Origin of the sequence: Rhizobium sp. SG_E_25_P2 (assembly GCF_029892285.1) — a bacterium.
Lineage (GTDB): Bacteria > Pseudomonadota > Alphaproteobacteria > Rhizobiales > Rhizobiaceae > Rhizobium_E.
Genome location: NZ_JARXVM010000003.1, coordinates 45088 through 65295 on the forward strand (window position 1 = coordinate 45088; position 20208 = coordinate 65295).

16 protein-coding genes are annotated in these 20208 nt (G+C 63.6%); 7 read left to right on the top strand and 9 right to left on the bottom strand.

Annotation, left to right across the window (positions count from 1 at the left end):
• Nucleotides 1–32 precede the first annotated feature (32 nt).
• The 7 genes from M2360_RS06210 to M2360_RS06240 all read left to right on the top strand — a co-directional run bounded on the left by M2360_RS06210 (nt 33) and on the right by M2360_RS06240 (nt 7860).
• Nucleotides 33–1337: a glycerate kinase gene (locus M2360_RS06210; RefSeq protein WP_280773688.1), complete on the top strand. Its 1305-nt coding sequence runs from the start codon at nt 33–35 to the stop codon at nt 1335–1337.
• Nucleotides 1338–1511: 174 nt separating this feature from the next.
• Nucleotides 1512–2501, top strand: a complete 990-nt coding sequence (locus tag M2360_RS06215) for a sugar phosphate isomerase/epimerase family protein (RefSeq protein WP_280773692.1) — start codon at nt 1512–1514, stop codon at nt 2499–2501.
• A gap of 26 nt (nt 2502–2527) precedes the next feature.
• Nucleotides 2528–3574, top strand: a complete 1047-nt coding sequence (locus M2360_RS06220; RefSeq protein ID WP_280773693.1) for a substrate-binding domain-containing protein — start codon at nt 2528–2530, stop codon at nt 3572–3574.
• Between the two features lie 57 nt (nt 3575–3631).
• Nucleotides 3632–5155, top strand: a complete 1524-nt coding sequence (locus M2360_RS06225) for a sugar ABC transporter ATP-binding protein (protein WP_280773694.1) — start codon at nt 3632–3634, stop codon at nt 5153–5155.
• The gene (locus M2360_RS06230; protein ID WP_280773695.1) at nt 5148–6122 is read left to right on the top strand and encodes an ABC transporter permease; all 975 of its coding nucleotides are present in this window, start codon (nt 5148–5150) and stop codon (nt 6120–6122) included. The genes M2360_RS06225 and M2360_RS06230 overlap by 8 nt, the downstream gene beginning before the upstream one ends.
• Nucleotides 6119–6991 (top strand): MurR/RpiR family transcriptional regulator, encoded by an 873-nt coding sequence (locus tag M2360_RS06235; RefSeq protein WP_280773696.1) that lies wholly within the window; start codon nt 6119–6121, stop codon nt 6989–6991. The genes M2360_RS06230 and M2360_RS06235 overlap by 4 nt, the downstream gene beginning before the upstream one ends.
• Nucleotides 6988–7860, top strand: a complete 873-nt coding sequence (locus M2360_RS06240; RefSeq protein WP_280773697.1) for a ribokinase — start codon at nt 6988–6990, stop codon at nt 7858–7860. Before M2360_RS06235 ends, M2360_RS06240 begins: the two co-directional genes overlap by 4 nt.
• A 28-nt stretch (nt 7861–7888) precedes the next feature.
• On the opposite strand, the gene M2360_RS06245 is transcribed toward M2360_RS06240, so the two are convergent.
• The 9 genes from M2360_RS06245 to M2360_RS06285 are packed head-to-tail and all read right to left on the bottom strand — an operon-like array spanning nt 7889 to nt 20200.
• Nucleotides 7889–9439 carry a trimethylamine methyltransferase family protein gene (locus M2360_RS06245; protein ID WP_280773698.1) on the bottom strand — a complete coding sequence of 517 codons (1551 nt, stop codon included), beginning with the start codon at nt 9437–9439 and terminating at the stop codon, nt 7889–7891.
• Between the two features lie 44 nt (nt 9440–9483).
• Complete coding sequence (locus M2360_RS06250) at nt 9484–11040, bottom strand: ABC transporter substrate-binding protein (RefSeq protein WP_280773699.1); 1557 nt, start codon at nt 11038–11040, stop codon at nt 9484–9486.
• 30 nt (nt 11041–11070) lie between these two features.
• Complete coding sequence (locus M2360_RS06255; protein WP_280773700.1) at nt 11071–12057, bottom strand: ABC transporter ATP-binding protein; 987 nt, start codon at nt 12055–12057, stop codon at nt 11071–11073.
• Nucleotides 12054–12899 carry an ABC transporter ATP-binding protein gene (locus tag M2360_RS06260; RefSeq protein WP_280773701.1) on the bottom strand — a complete coding sequence of 282 codons (846 nt, stop codon included), beginning with the start codon at nt 12897–12899 and terminating at the stop codon, nt 12054–12056. Before M2360_RS06260 ends, M2360_RS06255 begins: the two co-directional genes overlap by 4 nt.
• Entirely contained in the window at nt 12896–13801 is a 906-nt protein-coding gene (locus M2360_RS06265) for an ABC transporter permease (protein WP_280773703.1), read from the bottom strand. Before M2360_RS06265 ends, M2360_RS06260 begins: the two co-directional genes overlap by 4 nt.
• A gap of 1 nt (nt 13802) precedes the next feature.
• Complete coding sequence (locus M2360_RS06270) at nt 13803–14747, bottom strand: ABC transporter permease (RefSeq protein ID WP_280773705.1); 945 nt, start codon at nt 14745–14747, stop codon at nt 13803–13805.
• Between the two features lie 58 nt (nt 14748–14805).
• Nucleotides 14806–16824, bottom strand: a complete 2019-nt coding sequence (locus tag M2360_RS06275) for a CocE/NonD family hydrolase (protein WP_280773706.1) — start codon at nt 16822–16824, stop codon at nt 14806–14808.
• Nucleotides 16821–18086, bottom strand: coding sequence for an MFS transporter (locus M2360_RS06280; RefSeq protein ID WP_280773709.1), 1266 nt, complete (start codon nt 18084–18086; stop codon nt 16821–16823). The genes M2360_RS06275 and M2360_RS06280 overlap by 4 nt, the downstream gene beginning before the upstream one ends.
• Entirely contained in the window at nt 18086–20200 is a 2115-nt protein-coding gene (locus tag M2360_RS06285) for an FAD-dependent oxidoreductase (RefSeq protein ID WP_280773711.1), read from the bottom strand. The genes M2360_RS06280 and M2360_RS06285 overlap by 1 nt, the downstream gene beginning before the upstream one ends.
• Nucleotides 20201–20208 lie beyond the last annotated feature (8 nt).

Below are 20208 nucleotides of genomic sequence, written 5' to 3' on the forward strand. Positions count from 1 at the left end.
TGCAGGAAAGACGCGTGCGACTCAGATAGACAATGCTCATCCCATCTCATGATAAGAGCAGCGCCAGCGTGATCGAGCATCCCCGAGATTTTCTGAAACGGCTTTTCGAGCGGGCGGTTGAAGTTGCCGATCCCATGCGCTCGCTGGCCGGGTTTCTGCCTCCCAAGCCTGACGGTCGGATTCTGGTGGTCGGAGCGGGCAAGGCGAGCGCCCGCATGGCAGAGGCGGTCGAGGCGGCCTGGGGTCCTTGCAATGGGCTGGTGATCACGCGCTATGGCTATGGCCGTCCCTGCCAGGGCGTCGAGATTGTCCAAGCCGCCCACCCGGTGCCTGACGAGGCCGGGCTCCGGGCGACGGCGCGGATGCTGGATCTGGTCCGAAGCGCCGGTGAGAATGACTTCGTGTTGGCGCTGATTTCCGGTGGCGCCTCCGCGCTTCTGGTGCAGCCGGTTGACGGCGTCACACTTGAGGAGAAACAGGCGGTCAATCAGGCGCTTCTCGCCTCCGGCGCGCCGATTGATCGAATGAACACGGTGCGCAAGCATCTGAGCCGGGTCAAGGGCGGTCAATTGGCGGTAGCGGCCTATCCCGCCCACATGCTGGCGCTGCTGATATCGGATGTGCCTGGCGATGATCCCGCTTTTATCGGCTCTGGTCCGACAGTGGGAGACAGCTCGACGCCAGCCGATGCGCGCGCCGCGCTTGAGCGCTGGCGCGTGGCTGTTCCCCCATCCGTGGAGTGCGCGCTTAACCGCGCAACCGGCGTGATGGCTCCCGGCGATCCCAAACTCTCTTGCGTCGACAATGTCATAGTCGCAGCTCCTCGTCAGTCGCTGGACGCTGCGGCGGATCTCGCATCCCGCTCCGGCTGCGAAGTGCGGATGCTGGGAGATGCCCTCGAAGGCGAAGCTCGGGACGTGGCGATCCTACAGGCGCGTCAGGCGCTGGAGATCCGCGCCTCGATGCGGCCAGGCGACGCGCCCGTCCTGCTTTTGTCGGGCGGCGAATTGACCGTGACGCGGCGCGGCGCAGGCGTGGGCGGACCGAATGCGGAATTCTGTCTGGCGCTTGCCTTGGCGCTCAATGGCGCCCCCGGCATTCATGCGCTCGCCTGCGACACAGATGGCGTCGACGGCGCGGCTGAAGTTGCCGGCGCAGTGGTCGATCCCGCGACATTGGCCCTCGCAGCGCAAGCCGGGCTCGATGCCGGCAAATACCTGGCGGAGAATGATGCGCACAGCTTCTTCCAAGCCGTTGGCGGCCAGATCGTTACTGGCCCGACGCTGACCAACGTTAATGACTTCAGGGCGATCCTGATAGAGCCCGCTTTGCTGTAACGGACCAAGGTTCGGTGACAACGCCCAGTCGGGACGTTCTCGCGTCGTCGTGCGCCTTGGTTTGACCTGCGGTGCGGGCACAAGAAAGAATTGGTGCGTCGCACAACATTTTCTAACTTTACAAACAAACATATATTTGTGAAGTGATGCCATCAGACAATGATGGACAGATCCGTGACAGACACCCGTTTCGCAACCCGCCTGAACTCCTTCGCCTCTGGCGCTCACCTTGCCTGGCCCGACCATTCCGGCAAGCCCACGATGATGATGATGGCCGAGCGCGCAGCGTCGGTTCCAGGGTTGACGGATCTCGACCTCAATTATCCCGACCATGTCTCAGAAGACCCCGAAGACATCGCCAAAAGGCTGCAGGACCTCGGTCTTTTAATCAATGGCTTCGCGATGCGCTATTACACCAATCCGGCTTTCAAGCTCGGCGCCTTCACCCATCCGGATGAAGCGGTGCGGCGCGAGGCGATCGATCTGACCAAGCGCGGCATCGACGCTGCGCGCGCCGCCGGCAGCAATCTCATGACAATCTGGCTCGGCCAGGACGGTTTTGATTACGCGTTCCAGGCTGACTATGCGCGTTTATGGATGCACGAAATCGAAGGAATTCGTGAAGTTTGTGAACATGATCCAGAATGTCAGATCTCTATCGAATACAAGCCGAACGAGCCGCGCTCCTACAGCCTGATGCCCGACTGCGCCACGACCTTGCTCGCGATCAAGGATGTCGGCGCCGCCAATCTCGGCGTCACGCTCGATTTCGCCCATGTGCTCTACGCCGATGAGCAGCCTGCTTTCGCCGCGTCCATGATCGCTCGCCACAGCAAGCTGCTCGGCGTGCATCTGAACGACGGTTACGCCAAGCGCGACGACGGGCTGATGGTCGGCGCCGTCCACACGCTGCAGACCATCGAGCTGCTGCGCCAGATCCGCCGCGACGGCTATCAGGGCGCCATCTATTTCGACACGTTTCCGGATCTGACCGGCCTTGATCCGGTCCACGAATGCGAGGTGAATATCAAGACCGTCCAGCGCATGCTGAAGGTCGTGGAACGCCTCGAGCAGGACAATCGCCTCACCGGTGCGATTGACCGCCAGGACGCCGTCTCCGCTCAATCCATCATCCAGGAGCTGATGATGGGCGCGGACGCATAAACCCCAGCATCTTTCGGGAGGATGACATGAAGAGACTGTTTACTGCGGCGCTTGCCGCCAGCCTGTGGGTCGGCGTCGCCGCCGCCCAGGACCTCGCGCCGCTCAATTCGGACTCTGAGCCGGATCGTATGGACTGGTCCGAACTGGAATCCAAGCTCGGCCCCATGCCGGCCGTTGAGAAGGGCATCAAGGTCGGCGGCGTCTCCAAGACGCTCACCAACGAATACTGGCGTTCCCTGGGCGATGGCTACAAACGCTTCGCTGACAAGGTCGGCGCCGAGATAGCCTATCAGGCCGCCCAGAGCGAGGGCGATCAGCTCGGCCAGCTGACAATTGCCGAAGGCATGGTCACCCAGGGCTACAAGGTGTTGCTGGTTTCGCCGCAAACCGACGCCAATTTGCAGCCGGTGATGGAACAGGCCAAGGCCGCCAATATCCCCGTCGTCAACGTCAATGACGCCGTTATCCCGCAGGCCGAGCACTATGTCGGCAATGTCCAGCGCGACAATGGCGTGCGCGTCGCCAAGTGGTTCATCGAAAACCGTCCCGAGGGCGGCAAGGTTGCGATCATCGAAGGTCAGGCTGGCGTCTATGCCGCCGTGCAGCGCACCGACGGCTTCAAGAAGACCATCGAGGACGGCGGCAAGTTTCAGGTCGTCGCCAGCGTTCCCGGCAATTGGGATCGCCAGATGTCCTACGACGCCGCCACCAACATTCTGCAGCAACATCCCGACCTCGTTGGCTTCTACTGCAACAATGACGGCATGGCGCTTGGCGTTGTCGAGGCAGTCAAGGCCGCCGGTCTTGCCGGCAAGGTCGTGGTCTTCGGCACTGACGGTATTTCCGACGCCTACAAGTCGATCGCTGCAGGCGAACTGACGGGCACGGTCGACTCCTTCCCGGTGCTGACAGGCGAAGTGGCTTTGGAAGTCGCGCTCCGTCTGGTGTCCGGCCAGAAGCTGCCGCGCGTTGTGGCCACGCCCCAAGCGCTGATCACAGCCGACAACTACAAGGAGTTTCAGGGCGCGCCTGACGATGTCCGCGCCGTCCTGATGAAGGCGGCCGGCAAGTAAAGCTGGCCCGGGCGGCTGTGTTTCCCTGCGGCCGCCCATTTTCCGAAAGGCATTTCCATGGCTGTTTCGCGGCTGGCGTTCGACGCCGTGACCAAAGAATTTCCCGGCGTGCGCGCCCTGTCGAATGTCTCTTTCGACGTCGCCCCCGGTGAAATCCACGCTTTGCTCGGCGAAAACGGCGCGGGCAAGTCGACTCTCCTCAAGATCCTCTCCGGTGTCTATCGCCCCACCAGCGGCGTCGTCCGCATTGATGGCGAGGACTTCCATTTTCGCAAACCCGAGGACGCGCGCCGCGCAGGCGTGGCGATGATCCATCAGGAACTGCAGCAGGTGCCGCATCTCACCGTGGCGCAGAACATGTTCCTCGGCCATTCCATCACCCGGTTCGGCGGTTTGCTGGTCAACAGATCCGAACAGGAGCGGCGCGCCGGCGAAGCGCTCGCGATGATCGATCCCTCCATCGATCCCGCAGCGCCGATTTCCTCGCTCCGCGTCGCTCAGCGCCAGGTCGTCGAGATTGCGCGGGCGCTTCTGGATCGCGCCAAACTGATCGCCATGGACGAGCCGACATCGAGCTTGACGCCCAGCGAATTCGTCAGGCTCGCCGAGATCATCCGCAAGCTGTCCGAAAGCGGGGTGTCGATCATTTATGTGTCGCACAAAATGGACGAAGTCTTTGGTCTTTGCGAACGCGCCAGCGTAATGCGCGACGGCAAAATGGTCGGCCTGGTCGATCTCAAGACGACCGAGCCGCGTCAGGTCATCGCCATGATGGTGGGCCGCGAACTCGCCAAGGAAGACCATCGCGGTTACGCCACGCCTGATGTGAGCGTCGACGTGCGCCATCTCACGACGGATCGCGTCCGCGATATCACTTTTTCTCTTCACAAGGGCGAAGTCCTTGGCGTTGCCGGTCTGGTGGGCTCAGGTCGAACCGAGCTTCTGCGCGCGCTCGCCGGCGCTGATCGGCTGACCTCTGGCGAAATCATGGTCAACGGCGCGCCCCTGAAACTGGACGGACCACGATCGGCGATCGCCGCTGGAATCGGTCTGCTGCCCGAAGAGCGAAAGCGCGAAGGCATCATTCCCGGCCGTTCGGTCACCATGAACATGGCCCTGCCATCGCTGCCGGCCTTCTCGACATCAGGCGTCATTCGCCATCGCCGCATAGCGTCGACCGCTGAGACCCTGCTGAAGCGGGTCAACCTCCGGCCCTTCCTGCTCGACAGGCCGATCCGGCTGTTCAGCGGCGGCAATCAGCAGAAGGCCATCATCGCGCGCTGGCTGGCCGCCGGATCCAGAATCCTTCTCTTCGACGAGCCGACGCGCGGCATCGATATCGGCGCCAAATCGGAAATCTATCGTCTCATTGAAGACCTCGCAGCCGAAGGCCATTCGATCATCGTCGTCTCCTCTGAATTGCCGGAAGTGATCCGCGTCTCCGACCGTGTGCTGGTAATGCGCGATGGCGCCATCGCCGCCGAACTCTCCCGCGCCGAGCTTACCGAGGAAATCATCGTGTCCCATGCGGTCGGTAAGCCCGCCGCGCTTTCGGACAAACAGGAACTCCACCATGTCTGACACAATCCGCCAGGATGCTGCCGCCCCTTCCCGCTTGTTGTCCTCGCTGTCGCTGCGCGATGCGGGCACCCTGATCGGGCTGATCATCATTATCGCCATCTTTGGTCTGCTTGCCCCTGATTTTCTCAGCCAGCGCAACCTCGTCAATATTCTCCAGCAGTCGAGCATCAATGCCTGCCTGGCGCTCGGCATGACGTTGGTGATTATTTCGGGCGGCATCGATCTGTCGGTCGGTCCGACGGCGGCGATCGCCGCCGTGGTGACGGCGTCGCTTCTGGTCATGGGAACGCCCGTTCCCCTTGCCCTGATCGCGGGCCTCGGCATCGGCGCGATGTGCGGGCTCGTCAATGGGGTGCTGGTCGCCTATGTCGGTCTGCAGCCTTTCATCGTTACGCTCGGCACCCTCTCGACCTATCGCGCCATCGCGCTCATCTATACCGGCGGCAATCCAGTGCTCGGTGTGCCCCAGGGGTTCCGCACCCTGTTCAACGGCTCCGTCATGGGCATTCCCAACTCCGTGCTGATGGTGGCGGTCGTCGCCTTCCTCGCCTGGATGCTGCTGAAAAAGACGCCGCTCGGCGAGTATATGCTGGCCGTCGGCGGCAATGAGGAGGCCGCCTATGTCGCGGGCGTTCCGATCGCGCTCACCAAGATCACCGCCTATGTGATTTCGGGCCTGCTCGCGGCATTGGCGTCGATGGTTCTGATTGGCCGCCTCGGCGCGGCGGAACCCATTCTTGGCAATCTCTGGGAGCTTGACGCCATCGCGGCGGCGGCGATCGGCGGCGCGTCGCTGATGGGCGGCAAAGGCAGCATTGTCGGCACGCTGCTCGGCGCGATCATTCTCGGCAGCATGCGCAACGGGCTGACGTTGATGAATGTGCAAGCCTTCTATCAACTGCTCGCCACTGGGCTTATTATCCTCGTCGCGATGATGATCGATCGCGTGACGAGGGGAAAAGGATGAATTCAGACAATGATCCCAGGGCAGTGGGCCCGCGCATCCGCATGATGATGCCGAAGCTCACGCCCTTGGAGGCGCGCGTGGTGGAGACGGTATTCGCCTTGCGGAGCTTTTCGGATGAAACAGCTCTCAAGGATGTGGCGACCGAGGCTGGCGTCTCCGAAGCCATGGTGGTGAAAATCACCAAGAAGCTGGGTTTTCAGGGCTATCGCGATTTCCGGTCCGCCGTGGCGCTCTACAACCGGCTGCCGACGGCGGAAATGCATCAGGAACTCTCTGCCGAGGACACGTCGCGCGAGATTGTCCAGAAAGTGTTTCGGACATCGATCCAGGCTCTGGAGGAGACGCTGTCGATCTTCGACATCGAGGCCTTCGACCGCGCCGCCGATCTTGTCTATCGCGCCCGGCAGCGGGATTTCTACGGCGTCGGCGGCTCCGCCCAGATCGCTCGCGACGTGGCCCACAAGTTTCTGCGCATCGGCGTGCGCGCCAGTGTTCAGGACGATTCGCATCTGATGCTGATGTCGGCTTCGCTTCTCGGGCCGGATGATGTCGCGATCGGCTTTTCCCATTCCGGCAACACCACGGCAGTGATCGATGCGGTGCAACTGGCGCGCAAGAACGGCGCCCGCACCATTGCGGTGACCAATTATAACGGGTCTGCCTTGGCCAGCATCGCCGATGTCGTGCTTTGTTCCACCGCGCAGGGCTCGCCGCTGATGGGCGAAAACGCGGCGGCCCGCATCGCGCAGCTCAACATTCTCGACGCGCTGTTCATGGCGGTCGCACAACGCAATTACCAGGCGGCCGAACGCAATCTCGAAAAAACCATGGCCGCCGTCATGTCGAAGCGAAAGGACAAGATCCCATGAGTTCCAAGCCGTCGGTTGTGGTGTTGGGCAGCCTGCACTACGACATCATGGTCTATGGCCCCGACCGTCCACGCAAGGGCGAAACGGTCACCGGCCGCGCCTGGGAGCCGAAATGCGGTGGCAAAGGCGGCAATCAGGCTGTGGCCGCCGCCCGCGCCGGCGTCGCAACGGCCATGATCGGCGCTGTCGCCGACGACGCCTTCGGCAAGGCCCTCATCGACAATCTCAAGGCCGGCGGGGTCGATCACAGCCATGTCCGCACGCTTGCCGGTTCAGGCAGCGGCATGAGCGTGGCGATCTTCGACGCCGAAGGCGATTATGGCGCGGTCATCGTTTCCGGCAGCAATCTGGCTTTGGGACAGGCCGATATTGACGCCGCAGTGGACCTCTTCACGAATGGGGCTGTTCTGGTATTGCAGAACGAGGCGCCCGAAGCCGCCAACATCGCCGCCGCCAAGGCCATGCGCGAGGCAGGCGGCGCGGTCATCCTGAACGCCGCGCCGGCGCGTCCGCTGTCAGAGGAGATGGCGGGGCTCGTCGATGTCCTCGTGGTCAATGCGATCGAGGCCGAGCAGATCGGCGGTTCAGCCGTGGTCGATTCTCTCTCCGGCGCTCTCGATGCAGCCAGGGCGCTGGCAAAACGCTTCCCCGCCGTCGTGGTGACGGCCGGCGGCGACGGTGTCGCGGCCGTCGTGGACGGCGAAGAATACTCGATCGAGGCGATCAAGGTGAAGCTGGTCAGCACTCATGGGGCCGGCGACGAATTCACCGGCGTTCTCGCCGCGGAGCTGGCGCGGGGAGCAGGCTTCGAGCAGGCTCTGCACAGCGCCAACCGCGCAGCGGCGGCCTTGGTGAGCAAGGAGAGATAACCGCCCCTGCTCATCGCGCGCGGCCTAATCAGGCCGCGTCAAGTTGGCCGCGGCCAATTTCGTCTTTGCGGCGCGCGATATAGGCTTCGAGTTCTTCTTCGATCGCGGGATCCAATGCCGGCTGTTGATAGGTTCTCAGCAGCTCCTTCCAGATGGCGTTGGCGCGTTCGGTGCCGCTGCGGGCCCCTGTTTCGGACCATGTTTCGAAATTCCGCCAATCCGACAGCATCGGCTCGTAAAAGGCGTTTTCGAAACGGGCGATCGTGTGCGGCGCGCCGAAGAAATGGCCGCCGGGACCGACATCGCCGATCGTATCGACCGCGCGTGTGTCGGCGTTGACCTGAAGCGGATCGAGGAAGCTGCGCATCATCTGCAGCATTTCTGCGTCGAGGATCAGCTTTTCGAAGGAGGCGGTCAGCCCGCCCTCAAGCCAGCCGGCGGCGTGTTCGATGAGATGGGCGCCGCCCATGATCGTCGACCACAGCGACATGCCGCTTTCATAGGCCGCTTGGACATCAACTGTATTCGAGGCCGTGACATTGGAAGAGCGGAAGGGAATACTGTATTTCCGCGCCAGTTGGCCCGAGGCGATCTGCGCCTTGGCGTATTCCGGCGTGCCGAAGGCCGGCGATCCCGTGCGCATGTCGACGTTCGAGGTGAAGCCGCCATAGAGAACCGGCGCGCCGGGCGCTGCGATCTGCGCCAGCGTGATCAGCGCCAGCGCTTCGGCATTCTGCTGGGTGAGCGCCCCGGCGATCGTGACCGGGCTCATGGCGCCGGACAGCGTAAACGGCGTCATCGCCACCGGCTGGCCAGCCCGCGCCATGGCGAGAAGCCCCTCCCCCATGGGAATGTCGAGCCGAAGCGGCGAATTTGAGTTCACCACCGTCAGCGTCGCTGGCTTCTGGCGCAACTCATCGCGGCTCTGGCCAAGCGCGATCGCCAGCATTTCCAGCGCATCTTCGACCCGATAGCGGCCCAGCGCCCAGCATTGCCAGGTCTTGTCGGTCAGGCGGATGGCCGCGTCGTAGAAATCGAGATGGCGGGAGTCAGGATCGAGATCGGTCGGCTCGCAGGGACATCCGCCTTCCTGGTGAATGACATTCAGGCTCTGGACGACTTTGATACAGTCGCACATATCGCGATAATTGCCGGCGCGGCGGCCGCGATCGAGATCGGAGACAAAGGCCGGGCCGCCGGTGGCCGCGAAAATCAGGCTGCCGTCGCCAACCCGGAGATCCCGGGCGGGATTTCGGGCCTGCAATGTGAAGGACGACGGCGCGCTGCGGATGATCTCCTCGATCATGGCGGGATCGAAGCGCACCCGCTGGCTCGTCTCGTCGACATCTGCGCCGGCCGCTTTCAGCAGCTTTCGGCTTTCGTCATGCATCACCTCCATGCCCGTCCGGGCGAGAAGATCGAGCGAGGCGAGATGGACGGAATGGACCTCGTCCTCGCTCAACAGCGTGATCGGCGGATAGCGATTGACGACGCCGCCAAAACCCATCTGTCTGATCCCGCCTGCCGCACGTCTTGCCTCGCGGCGTCCCGCCTGTCGCGTCATGGTCTTCTCCTGCATCAGTGCTCCTCTTTCAGTGAAGAGGAGCCGTATCGGGGTTATGGTCAGGCTTTGGCGAAGCGGGTGACGTCGAGATAGCCATCGGCGAGGATCAACGGCTTCAGCCCTTTGCGCGCCACGGCCGCAAAGGTTTCATGGGTCAGGAAGACGAAACCGCCAGATTCCTCCATCAGATCCTGCATCTTCTTGTAGATGACGTCGCGCTTGGCCGCGTCCGTCTCGGCCATGCCCTCCTGATAGAGCTTCTCGAAGTCGGGACTGTCGAATTGCGACCAGTTGTAGACGCCGATCTGCGAGGGGCGGAACCAGGTGAGATTTTCGGAGGGATCTACGCCGCCGGCGAAATTCATCAGCACGATCTCCAGCGTCTTCCACTGGTCGCCCGAACTCTTGTCGCCGACTGTCCAATAGACGCCGTCATCCAGCGCCTTAATCTCGACGGTGACGCCGATCTGGCCGAGCAGCGCCTGGACGATCTGGCAGGTCAGCTGGCTGGTCTTGTCGTTCTGGCAGATCAACTCCACCGTCAGCTCTGAGACGCCGGCCTCTTCCAGGAGCGCCTGCGCTTTTGCGGCGTCGGCGGGGTAGAGGATCGCGTCGCGATGGCCGGTCATGCCGGGCGGGATCACGCCGGTGGCCGCCTTGGCGAGACCGGAATAGCTGCCCTGCATGATCTGCTCGACATCGACGGCATATTGGATCGCGCGGCGGACGCGTTCGTCCTTGAATTTCTGATTGTTGACGTTGATGGCGAGCCACAGAAAGCGATTGCCGTCCATCTCGATCAGGTCGGTATTCTCCGGCAGCTTGTCGCGATAGGCGGCGAGCGTGTTGAGGCTGATCTTGGCATAGTCGATCGCCTTGGATTCATAGGCGAGCGCGGCCGCCTCGTCGTCGGTGACGATCTCGAAACGGATTTTCGGGAAGGCCGGGGCGGGTCCCTTCCAGCCGGGATTGAGGGCGAGCGACAGATTCTGCTTCGGCGTCCATTTTTCGATCACATAGGGGCCTGACGTCGCCGGCGCTTCGGTGGTGAATTTGCCGCCCGCCTTTTCCACCGCTTTGCGGCAGACGATCTTGCCCATGTAATAGGGCATGGTGGTCAGCCAGAAGGGCGCCGAGGGCGCATTCAGCTTGATGACGCCGGTGCGTTCGCCCGTCACTTCGACCTTGTCCATGGCGTCGAAAGCATAGGCCCAGGCCGAGGCGTTGGCGGGATCCTTCACCCGTTCGAAGGAGAATTTCACGTCGTCGGCAGTGACTGGGCCGTAGCCGCCGGTCCATTCCAGCCAATCATGCAGCTCAAAACCGATTTCGGTCGGCGACAGTTGCTTGAGTTCTTTGGCGGCGTAGAGATCCCATTTCGTGCCGCCGCGGACATCGCCGAGCCGGTTGAGCGACAGAAACAGCGCGCGGCCGACCTCCTCTTCAAGAAGACCGTTCTGGAAGGCGGGATCGAGCACTTCGATATCGGAAGCGCCGCGGATCACCAGCGTGTCGCCGTCGACGGCGTAGGAAAGGCCCGGTCTCAGCGCCAGTGCGCCGGCCGCCGCCGCTGCTGTATGAAGGAAATGCCTGCGATTCATCATCAGTCCGGTCATGATCGTTCCCTCTTTTGTGATGCGATGCGGTCAGCCGTCTCCTGACGCCGGCGGCGTGAGCGGAGTGTGGCAGCGAATGCGGTGATCGTCGGAGAGCTGGGTCTCCACAGGCGCGTCGGTCCGGCAGCGATCTTGCGCGAAGCGACAGCGCGGATGAAATTCGCAGCCTGTGGGACGATGCAGGAGGCTCGGCGTTTCGCCGATCACCGGCGGTTCGGTGCGGCGCTTGCGCGGATCCGGCGCGGGTTCGGCGGCCAGAAGCGCCTGCGTATAGGGATGGCGCGGGGCGGCGAAGATGTCGCGCGTTGGCCCTGTCTCGACGATGCGGCCAAGATACATGATGGCGACGCGGTCGGAGACGCGGCGCGCCACGGCCAGATTATGAGTGATGATCAGGAAGGCCGAGCCGACATCGTCGCGGATGTCGAGAAACAGGTTGAGTACGCCCGCCTGCACTGAGAGATCAAGGCCAGCGGTCGGCTCATCGGCGATGATCAGCCTCGGCGTCACCGAAAGCGCCCGGGCTACCGCTGCCCGGCGCGCCTGCCCGCCTGAGAGCCCGTGCGGAAAGCGTTCGAGCAGGTTGCGCGTGAGACCGGCTTTCGTAGCGAGTTCCGCGATTGCGTCCCGGCTGGTGTCGCTGCGACCGGCGATATGGCGCGGCTCGGCGATGATCGAGCCGATGCGCTGGCGGGGGTCGAAAGAGGTGACCGGGTCCTGAAAGAGCAGCGCCGCCGCCTTCCGTAGACGTCTCACGCTCGATTGCGATTTCGGAAGCGCCTCACCGTCGAGCAGGATCTCGCCGCCGGACCGGTTCATCAGGCCAACCAATGTTCGTCCGAAGGTCGATTTACCCGAGCCGCTTTCGCCGACCATCGAGATGATTTCGCCTCGGCCAATATCCAGCGACACGTCCCGGAGGATATCGAGCGTCTGGCCTTTTACGAATGGCAGCCGGCTCTTGCCGGGAACGGAGACCGAGAGGGAACGCGTCTCAAGGATTGGCATGGCCGTCATCGCGCCGCCTCCATCGTCTCATCCCACGCGATGGCCGGAAGCCGCTTGGCGTCGTCGTCGACCAGCGACAATTCGCAGGCGAGCAGCGCCCGCGTATAGGGATGTCGGGGTTCCGCGAAGATCTGCTCGACGGGCCCCTCCTCCACGATCCGGCCCGCCTGCATCACCGCGACACGGTCGCAGATTTCGGCGATGACGCCGAGTTGATGCGAGATCATCAGGATCGCCACGCCGGTTCTCTGGCGCAATTCGCGCATCAGATGCAGGATCTGCGCTTCCATGGTGACGTCGAGCGCGGTGGTCGGCTCGTCGGCGATCAGGAGCGCCGGTTCGCACATCAGGGCGGCGGCGATCGAGACGCGTTGCAACATGCCGCCTGAGAGTTCGAAGGGATAGGCGCCGAAACGCGCTTCGGGATCGGAAATGCCGGCTTCCGCCAGGGCGGCGATGATTTTCTCACGCTTCTGGCGCTCTGTGGAGGTCCGGTCGCGCCAGAGGAAATCCGTCAGTTGCCGGCCGATCCGGTGCAGCGGGCTGAAAGTCGCCATCGGATTCTGGAACACCATGGCCGCAGCCGGACCGCGCAGCCGGGCGAAATCGCGCTCCCCGGCGGTCAAGAGGTCGACGCCGGCAAGTCGCATGCGGTTCCCGCTGATTTCGGCGCTTTTGGGCAACAGGCCGAGAATGGAATGGGCGAGCGTTGATTTCCCCGATCCGCTTTCGCCGATCAGCCCGACCACTTCGCCCGGCATGACTTTCAGGCTGACCTCTGAGACGGCGCGCGCGACGCCGCTATAGGTGATGCTGACCTTATCGATGTCGAGCACGGGGGCGTCCGTCATGTCGACCGCCTCCTGGCGAGCTTGGGATCGAGTGCGTCGCGCAGGGCCTCGCCGAAGAATGTGAAGCCGATCGTGGCGATGATCAGCGGCAAGCCGCCGGCGATCACCGGCACCGGCGTCTTGCGCAGCACGGCGAAGCCATCGCTGAGGATATTGCCCCAGCTGGGGATCTGCGGCTTCACGCCCAGGCCGAGAAAGGAGAGGCCGGCTTCGAGCGTGATGATGGTGGAGAGGTCGAGACAGGCGAGGATGAGCAGTGGACCCACGGCATTGGGTAGCAGATGCAGGAAGAGAATGCGTGGCGTGCTGGCGTTCATCGCCTGCTGCGCCTTGATGAAATCGAGCGATTTCAGGCTCAGCACCTGGGCGCGCACCAGCCGGGCATAGCTCGGAATGCAATAGAGGACGATGACGAGAATAACCGTGCCCAGGCCGGGTCCGAGAAGCACCACGAGCGTCAGGCCGAGCATGATCATCGGCAGCGAGGAGAAACTGTCAAAGACGAGGATCATCAGCGCGTCCAGCCAGCGCGGCCCATAGCCTGCGATCAATCCGAGCGGCAGGGCCGCTGCGAGGGCGATGGTAAGCGCCGTTAGCGCCACGCTCATGGCCGTGCGCGTGCCGATCACCACGCGCGAGAAGAGATCGCGCCCGAGCTGATCTGTTCCGAGCCAATGCGCCCAGGAGGGATCGGCAAGCCTCTCCTTCACATTGATGGCGGTGGCCGGATAGGGCGCGAGCCAGGGGGCAAACAGCGCCGTGAAAACGACCAGCAACACGAGCGCCGCTCCGATCAAGCCGAGCGGCGTCGACAGGACCGAGACGAGCACCGCCACGATCCGCGCCAGCGCGCCGGGCTCCTGATGTCTGTCTTCGGTCCGGGCGCTGGCGATCTCGGCCATATCAGAGGGCGCTCCTGACGCGGGGATCCAGGGCTGCGGCGAGGAGATCGGCAATGATCATGCAGGCGACATAGAGGGCTGAGGCAATGAGCACAGCGCCCATCACCAGCGGATAATTGCGCGACATCACCGCGTCATAGGTCAGTTTGCCGAGGCCGGGACGGGTGAAGACGATTTCGGCGAAAACCGAGCCGGTCAGCAGTCCGCCAAAGCCGATGGCGATCACCGGCAGAGCCGAGAGAAAGGCCTGCCGCAGCGCGTAGCCATAGACGATGCGGCTTTCCCGGACCCCGAAGGCCCGGAGCGTCCGGACGTGGCTCTCGCCGAGCGCTTCGATCATCGCGGCGCGCATGATGCGGGCGACATAGCCTACCCAGCCGATGCCGATGGCGAAAGACGGCAGGATCAGCGCCCGGATCTGCGACAGGGGATCGCCCGCCTCGCCTGCCCCGATCGCCGGCAGCCAGTTGAGCGTAACCGCAAAGAACAGCAGCGAATAAAGCGCCACCACGAAGGACGGCACGGCGACGAAACCGACCGAGAACAGGCCGATCAGCCAATCCTGCCAGCGGCCATGATGAACCACGGCGATGCAACCGAGCAGCGTGCCGAGCGTCACCGCCCAGGCGAAACTGCAGAAGGCCAGCGTCACCGTATAGGGCAGCGCTTCCATCACGATATCTGTGACCGGCCTACGGCTCCAGACATCCTGACCGAGATCGAGATGCGCAAGGCGAACAAGATGGGCGCCGAGTTGCTCGATAAGCGGCTTGTCGAGGCCCATCATCGCGCGGAAGGCTTCGCGCATCTCCGGCGTCGAGCGTGGTCCGAGCGCCACCACTGTTGCGTCGCCGGGGATCATATGCAGCATCAGGAAGAGCAGGATCGAGACCAGAAGCAGGATCAGCCCGCCAAGCGCAATGCGCCGGATAATGAAGGCGGTCATGATGTCGCCCTCCCCCGGCCAAGGCGCGGCCCAGTTGCCCGTAGTCTCCTCAACGGGGCTAGAGATGATCCCGATCGATCCATGCCTCGCCCTCCCTGGTGAAAATAGTCTCGTTCTTCTCCCGCGCCTCGATGCGCCATTGCAGATGGAATTGCGTCGCTGTCGACTTCAGCGTCACTCGCGAGGTCGCCTCGGCGTCGCATTCGCCGCTCTTGAAGCCGAGCGTCCAGCCGGTTTCCAGTCTGGCCGACAGCGGATCATCCTCGGTGATCGCCATGATGTCGCGCACTGCGGACCAGGTTTCGATGCCGCGATCCTCAAGCCTCTGGCGGCCGTAATCGCTGTCGAGCGTCAGAGTCTCCTGCCGCTTTCCCGCGTCGATCGTCACAATGCGGCTGTCATGCGTCTCGCGCAACTCGGTCGCGGCGACGGGCGGGGATATTTCGGCGGGTTCAAAGGCGATGTCGCCGTCGCCGGGCTGGGCGGTGCGGACGGGCAGGATCAGCGCTGAAACGCCGGAAGCAATCGTGAAGGTCGGCATCTCCGGCGCAGGCCACAGCACGGGCCAATGCTGGTTGGAGAGAACCAGCCGGAGGCGGTTGCCGCGCGCCAGCCGCCGGCCACAATGATTGAGCTCAAACCGCGCTCTGACCGTCTCTCCCGGGACGAGCGGCGTCGGCACCTCGCGGCTCTCCCGTTGGCTCAAATTGAGTGCGCCCCAGGTGATCAATGTGGACACGCCATCGGGCCAGACCTCGCAGAGCCTGGCGATGATGGTCGCCTGCGGCCGGTCCGAGGCCAGTTCGAGGTCGACTGCGGCTGCGCCGAGCAACACGAGATCGTTCTCGAGTTCCGCCGTCTCAAAACAGAGCCCCAGCCCATCCTCGCGGCGCTGATCGCCCGCCATATCAGGAACTTCACCGCCATAGCCGCCGTAACGGCCGCAATCGCGGCCCGCCGTCACGGGCGACTTAAGGCGCATCACAGGACCATTCGTCGGCTCGATGGCAAGCCCATTGGCGTTGAGATAGAGCCGCTGCATCTCAACCGATGGCGTCGGCCAGCCGGGTTCGCCGACCCATTGACCGGGATGCTCAGGATAGAAATGCGCCGGCCGGTGCGGATCCTTGATCAGCACGGTATAGGAGGGTTCCTCCATGATGCCGGTGTCTTCGCCAACCAGCCAATGCCGCCACCAGCGGATCGCCTCCTTGAGATAGTGGATCGCGGGACCGGGGGCGCCGAGAAAAGGATAGGCGTGGCTCCACGGGCCGATCAGCCCTTTTTTCGGTCCTTTCAAACCCTGCATCAACCGGGGCACGGCGTTGAAATAGGTGTCGTCCCAGCCGCTGATCGCATAGACGGGGATGTCTATGGCGGAGAAATCCTCCGCGACCGAACCGAACGTCCAATAGGCGTCGCGGCGTTGATGGCGGAGCCAGGTCTCCGACCAACAGGATATGGCCTCCAGACGCTCGCGCCACATGTCCCGCCAGCGCACGCCCACGATTTGCGGGTCCGGCGGCAGCGCATTCATGCCCAGCATGAAACTCGACCACATGCCGTCCTCGGTCAGCAGATTGCCGCCGAAATAGTGGACGTCATCGGCATAACGCTCATCAGAGCAGCAGAGCGCGATCACCGCCTTCAGCGCCGGCGGACGCCGGGCCGCCACCTGAAGCGCGTTGAAGCCGCCCCAGGAAATGCCGGTCATGCCAACCGCGCCCGTGCACCAGCTTTGCGCGGCCAGCCAGGCGATGATGTCTTCCGCGTCCCGCTGTTCGCGCTCGGTGTATTCGTCGGCCAGCACGCCTTCGGAATCCCCCGATCCCCTGATGTCGACGCGGACGCAGGCGAAGCCGTGTCCGGCGACATAAGGATGCATCTTCATGTCGCGGAACACCGTGCCGTCGCGGCGCCGGTAGGGAATGAGTTCGAGAATGGCCGGCACGGGGTCGGCCTCGGCGTCTTCAGGCAGCCAGATTGTGGCGGCGAGCGTCACACCGTCCGACATGGTGATGAACACCGGATCGAGCGTTTTGACGGAGCGGGGAAAGGCGTCGACGATCCGGCTCATGCGTCAGCCTTTCCGTCACTGCCGTCCGCCTGATCATGCGGCGTCCATTCATAGACCATCGGCGAGGTCTGGGGATAGGCGACGAAATGTTCGCGCTTGCGGGCCGGCGGCTGGCGATAGAGCCGGAACAGCGCATAGAAGGCAAACAGCGCCGACAGCCCGATGCCGTACCAGAAAAACAGATCCGCGCCGAAAGAGCCAACACCCGCCGTCACGATCGCCGGACCCACCGCGCCGCCAAAGGCCCAGATCAGCAGGAGATTGGACGACAGCATGACGAAATCGGCGGGATCGGCCTTGTCATTGGCATGCGCCACGCCGAGCGGATAGAAGATCTCGGAAATGCCGCCGAACAGCGAAAACAGGATGAGATAGAGCCAGAACGGCGAATCCGCCCGCATCAGCAGGAAGACGCCGCAGACCAGCGCGAGCGAAAGCGACAGCCACAGCATCATCGCGCGCCTGTCCACCCGGTCGGAGAGATAGCCGAGCGGAAACTGCAGGAACAGCGCGCCCAGTTGCGTGGCCGCCATCAGGAAAACGATGGTCTTCTGGCTGAAATTCATCTGCAGTCCGTAAAGCGGGCCGACCGAGGCGAAGGTCGAGGATATGAGCCCGGTCATCAGGCAGGCCAGCGCGCCGATCGGCGAGATCGCGAAGGTGCGGAACAGCCTCACACCCACCGGCACATGCAGTTGCGGCTCGCCGACCCAGATCGCGGTCACCGGCGCAAGCGCAATGACATAGAAGCCGGCGGTGATCATCAGCATCGGATGGCCGGCGGGATCGAGATTGGTGGCGAGCAACTGGCCCAGGCCGTAGAACAGCCCGAGCACCAGCACATAAAGCGTCAGCACCCGGCCGCGATGGACATTGGAGACCATGGCGTTGATCCAGCTTTCGATCACCACCGCCTGGCCGGCATTGGCGAAACCGATCACCGCCTGGATCGCCATGAACAGCGCCAGATGCGGATCGAGCCCCAGGCAGAGGATCAGCGTCGCCGACACGGCCGAGAGCGCCGCGTAAGCCCTGACTTCGCCGACCGAGCGGATTAGCCTGACAGAACCGATACAGCCCAGTATGAAGCCGACGCCTTCCGCACCCACCACCAGACCCACAACGTCCGCCCCCTGCCCGTCCGCCACCAGCCGCAGGGGCAGTAGCGTGTGAAACAGGCCCGACCCCACCGCATGCAGCGCCCCGCCGGCAAGCGGCGATGCGACGGACCAGGGCGAGAGAGTGGGCGCGGTGGTGGTCATCAGGCCTCCGCCAGGCCGGCGCGCGAGGTGAAGGCCGGTTCGAACTCGACGATCGGCGCATCGCGGCGGAAGCCCCGGGCGCCCTGCCCCATCTCCCGCGCATAGAGATGGCCGCTATGGACGGCATGCGCGATGGCGCCGGGGGCAAGCGCATCGCCGATCCGCTCGATCGTCTTGACGCCCGCATCACGCAACATGTCCTGCCGGGCGATTAGCTCCTGGAAAAGTTCGTCGCGGGGCAGCCGGAGCCCGGTGATCACCAGATTGCGGCAGGGTCGTTTTTCTTGTTCGCCAGTGAAGATATGGGTCAGCGTCGCCACTTCGCCATCGAAATCCGAGACGGTGACCAGCGTGGTGACCGGCACGGCGCGGCGGCTGAGCGCGCGATGCACCAGCGGCAGTTCATTGGTCATGATCGTCCAGGCCGAGGCTTGCCCCGCCGGCGTGGCGTAGGAAACGCTGACGCCTCGCCCGGCCAGATATTCGGTGATGACGCCGCCCACGTAATAATTGTCGAAATCGAACACCAGCGTCGGGCCCTCGGGCAGTCGCCCTGCGGCGATGTCGTCGGGCGTGAAGACATGGGGATGGTCGATGCGGCCAACCGGGATTTCCATCGAGGAATAGGTGAAATTGGTCCAGCGCGCGCCGGTCGCCACCGCCAAATGATCAGGGGCGAAATCAGCGATGTCGTCGGCCCCGAGCCGGCTTTCGAGATAGAGCTGGACATTGGGCATTTCCCGCAACCGGCCCAGGCGATAATCCACTACCCGGTTCCAGGCCGAAAGACCGGGAAGGCTACGCTCGAACACCAGCCGGCCGCCGAAGCTGGAGCCGGCCTCGGCCAGCGTCACCTCATGGCCGCGCCGGCCGAGCGTCAATGCCGCTTCGAGCCCGGCGGGGCCGCCGCCGATCACCAGCACTTTTTCGCGCCGCTCGGCCTTGCCGGGATTTTCCGGATGCCAGCCGCGCCGCCATTCCTCGCCGGCGGTCGGGTTTTGCGTGCAGCGCACCGGCACGCCGTCATGCCAGCTGGAAATGCAGATATTGCAGCCGATGCATTCGCGGATTTCGTCCACTCGGCCGTCGCGGATCTTGGCGGGCAGGAAAGGATCGGCGATCGAGGGCCGCGCGCCGCCGATGAAATCGAGCACCCCGCGCCTGATCTGGCTCACCATCGTATCCGGCGAGGTGAAGCGGCCGACGCCGACGACAGGCTTTTTCGTCAGCGTCTTGACGAAATCGATCACCGGCTCATGGCTGCCCTCACCGGTGAAGCGGGAGGCGGAACAGTCGGTGGGGCTGGAATCCATCTTGACGTCGAAGAGATCGGGCGTCTCCGCCAGCAGCGAAATCACCTCGTGGGCCTCAGACGGCAGATGCCGGCCGGGACGGCCGCGCAATTCCTCAAGCGAAATGCGAAGCGCCACGCCGCAATCCTTGCCGACCGCGTCCTTGGTGACTTCCACCAGTTCGCGCACGAAGCGGACGCGATTTTCGATCGAGCCGCCATAATCGTCGCTGCGGTGATTGTATTCCGGCAACAGGAATTCATAGCCGAGATAGCCCATGCCGGCATAGACATAGACGATGTCGAAGCCCGCCTGTCGGGCCTTGCGGGCGCCTTCCGCCTGCCAGCGCAGCACGTCGCGAATATCCTGCTTGTCCATGGCGCGGGGGCGCAGATTGCCCATGAAGCCGACATGGGTGGCCATCCAGGGAATGCCGGAAGGCGACAGCGGCGCGATGCGGCTCGACCGGTTCATCACCGAAGCGCCGCCATGCCAGAGCTCGACGCCCGCCAGCGCGCCATGGCGATGCACGGCGTCTGTCATCAGCGCATGCGCCCGGATGTCGTTGTCGTCCCACATCGTCGCCATCGGCAGGGGCGCGTCGTCGGAGGAGATGTCGATGGAGCAGGCGCCGGTGCAGATCACCCCCCAGCCGCCTTCCGCCTTTGTTTCACGGAAGCCCGCTCTCACTCGGGGAAGCGCATTGGTCATGCCCGAGGCGTGCGGCACCTGATAGAAACGGTTGGGCGCGGTGACCGGGCCGATCCGCACAGGCTCGAACAGGACGTCATACCGCGATTGCGGTTTCGTCATCACATTCATGCAGTTCC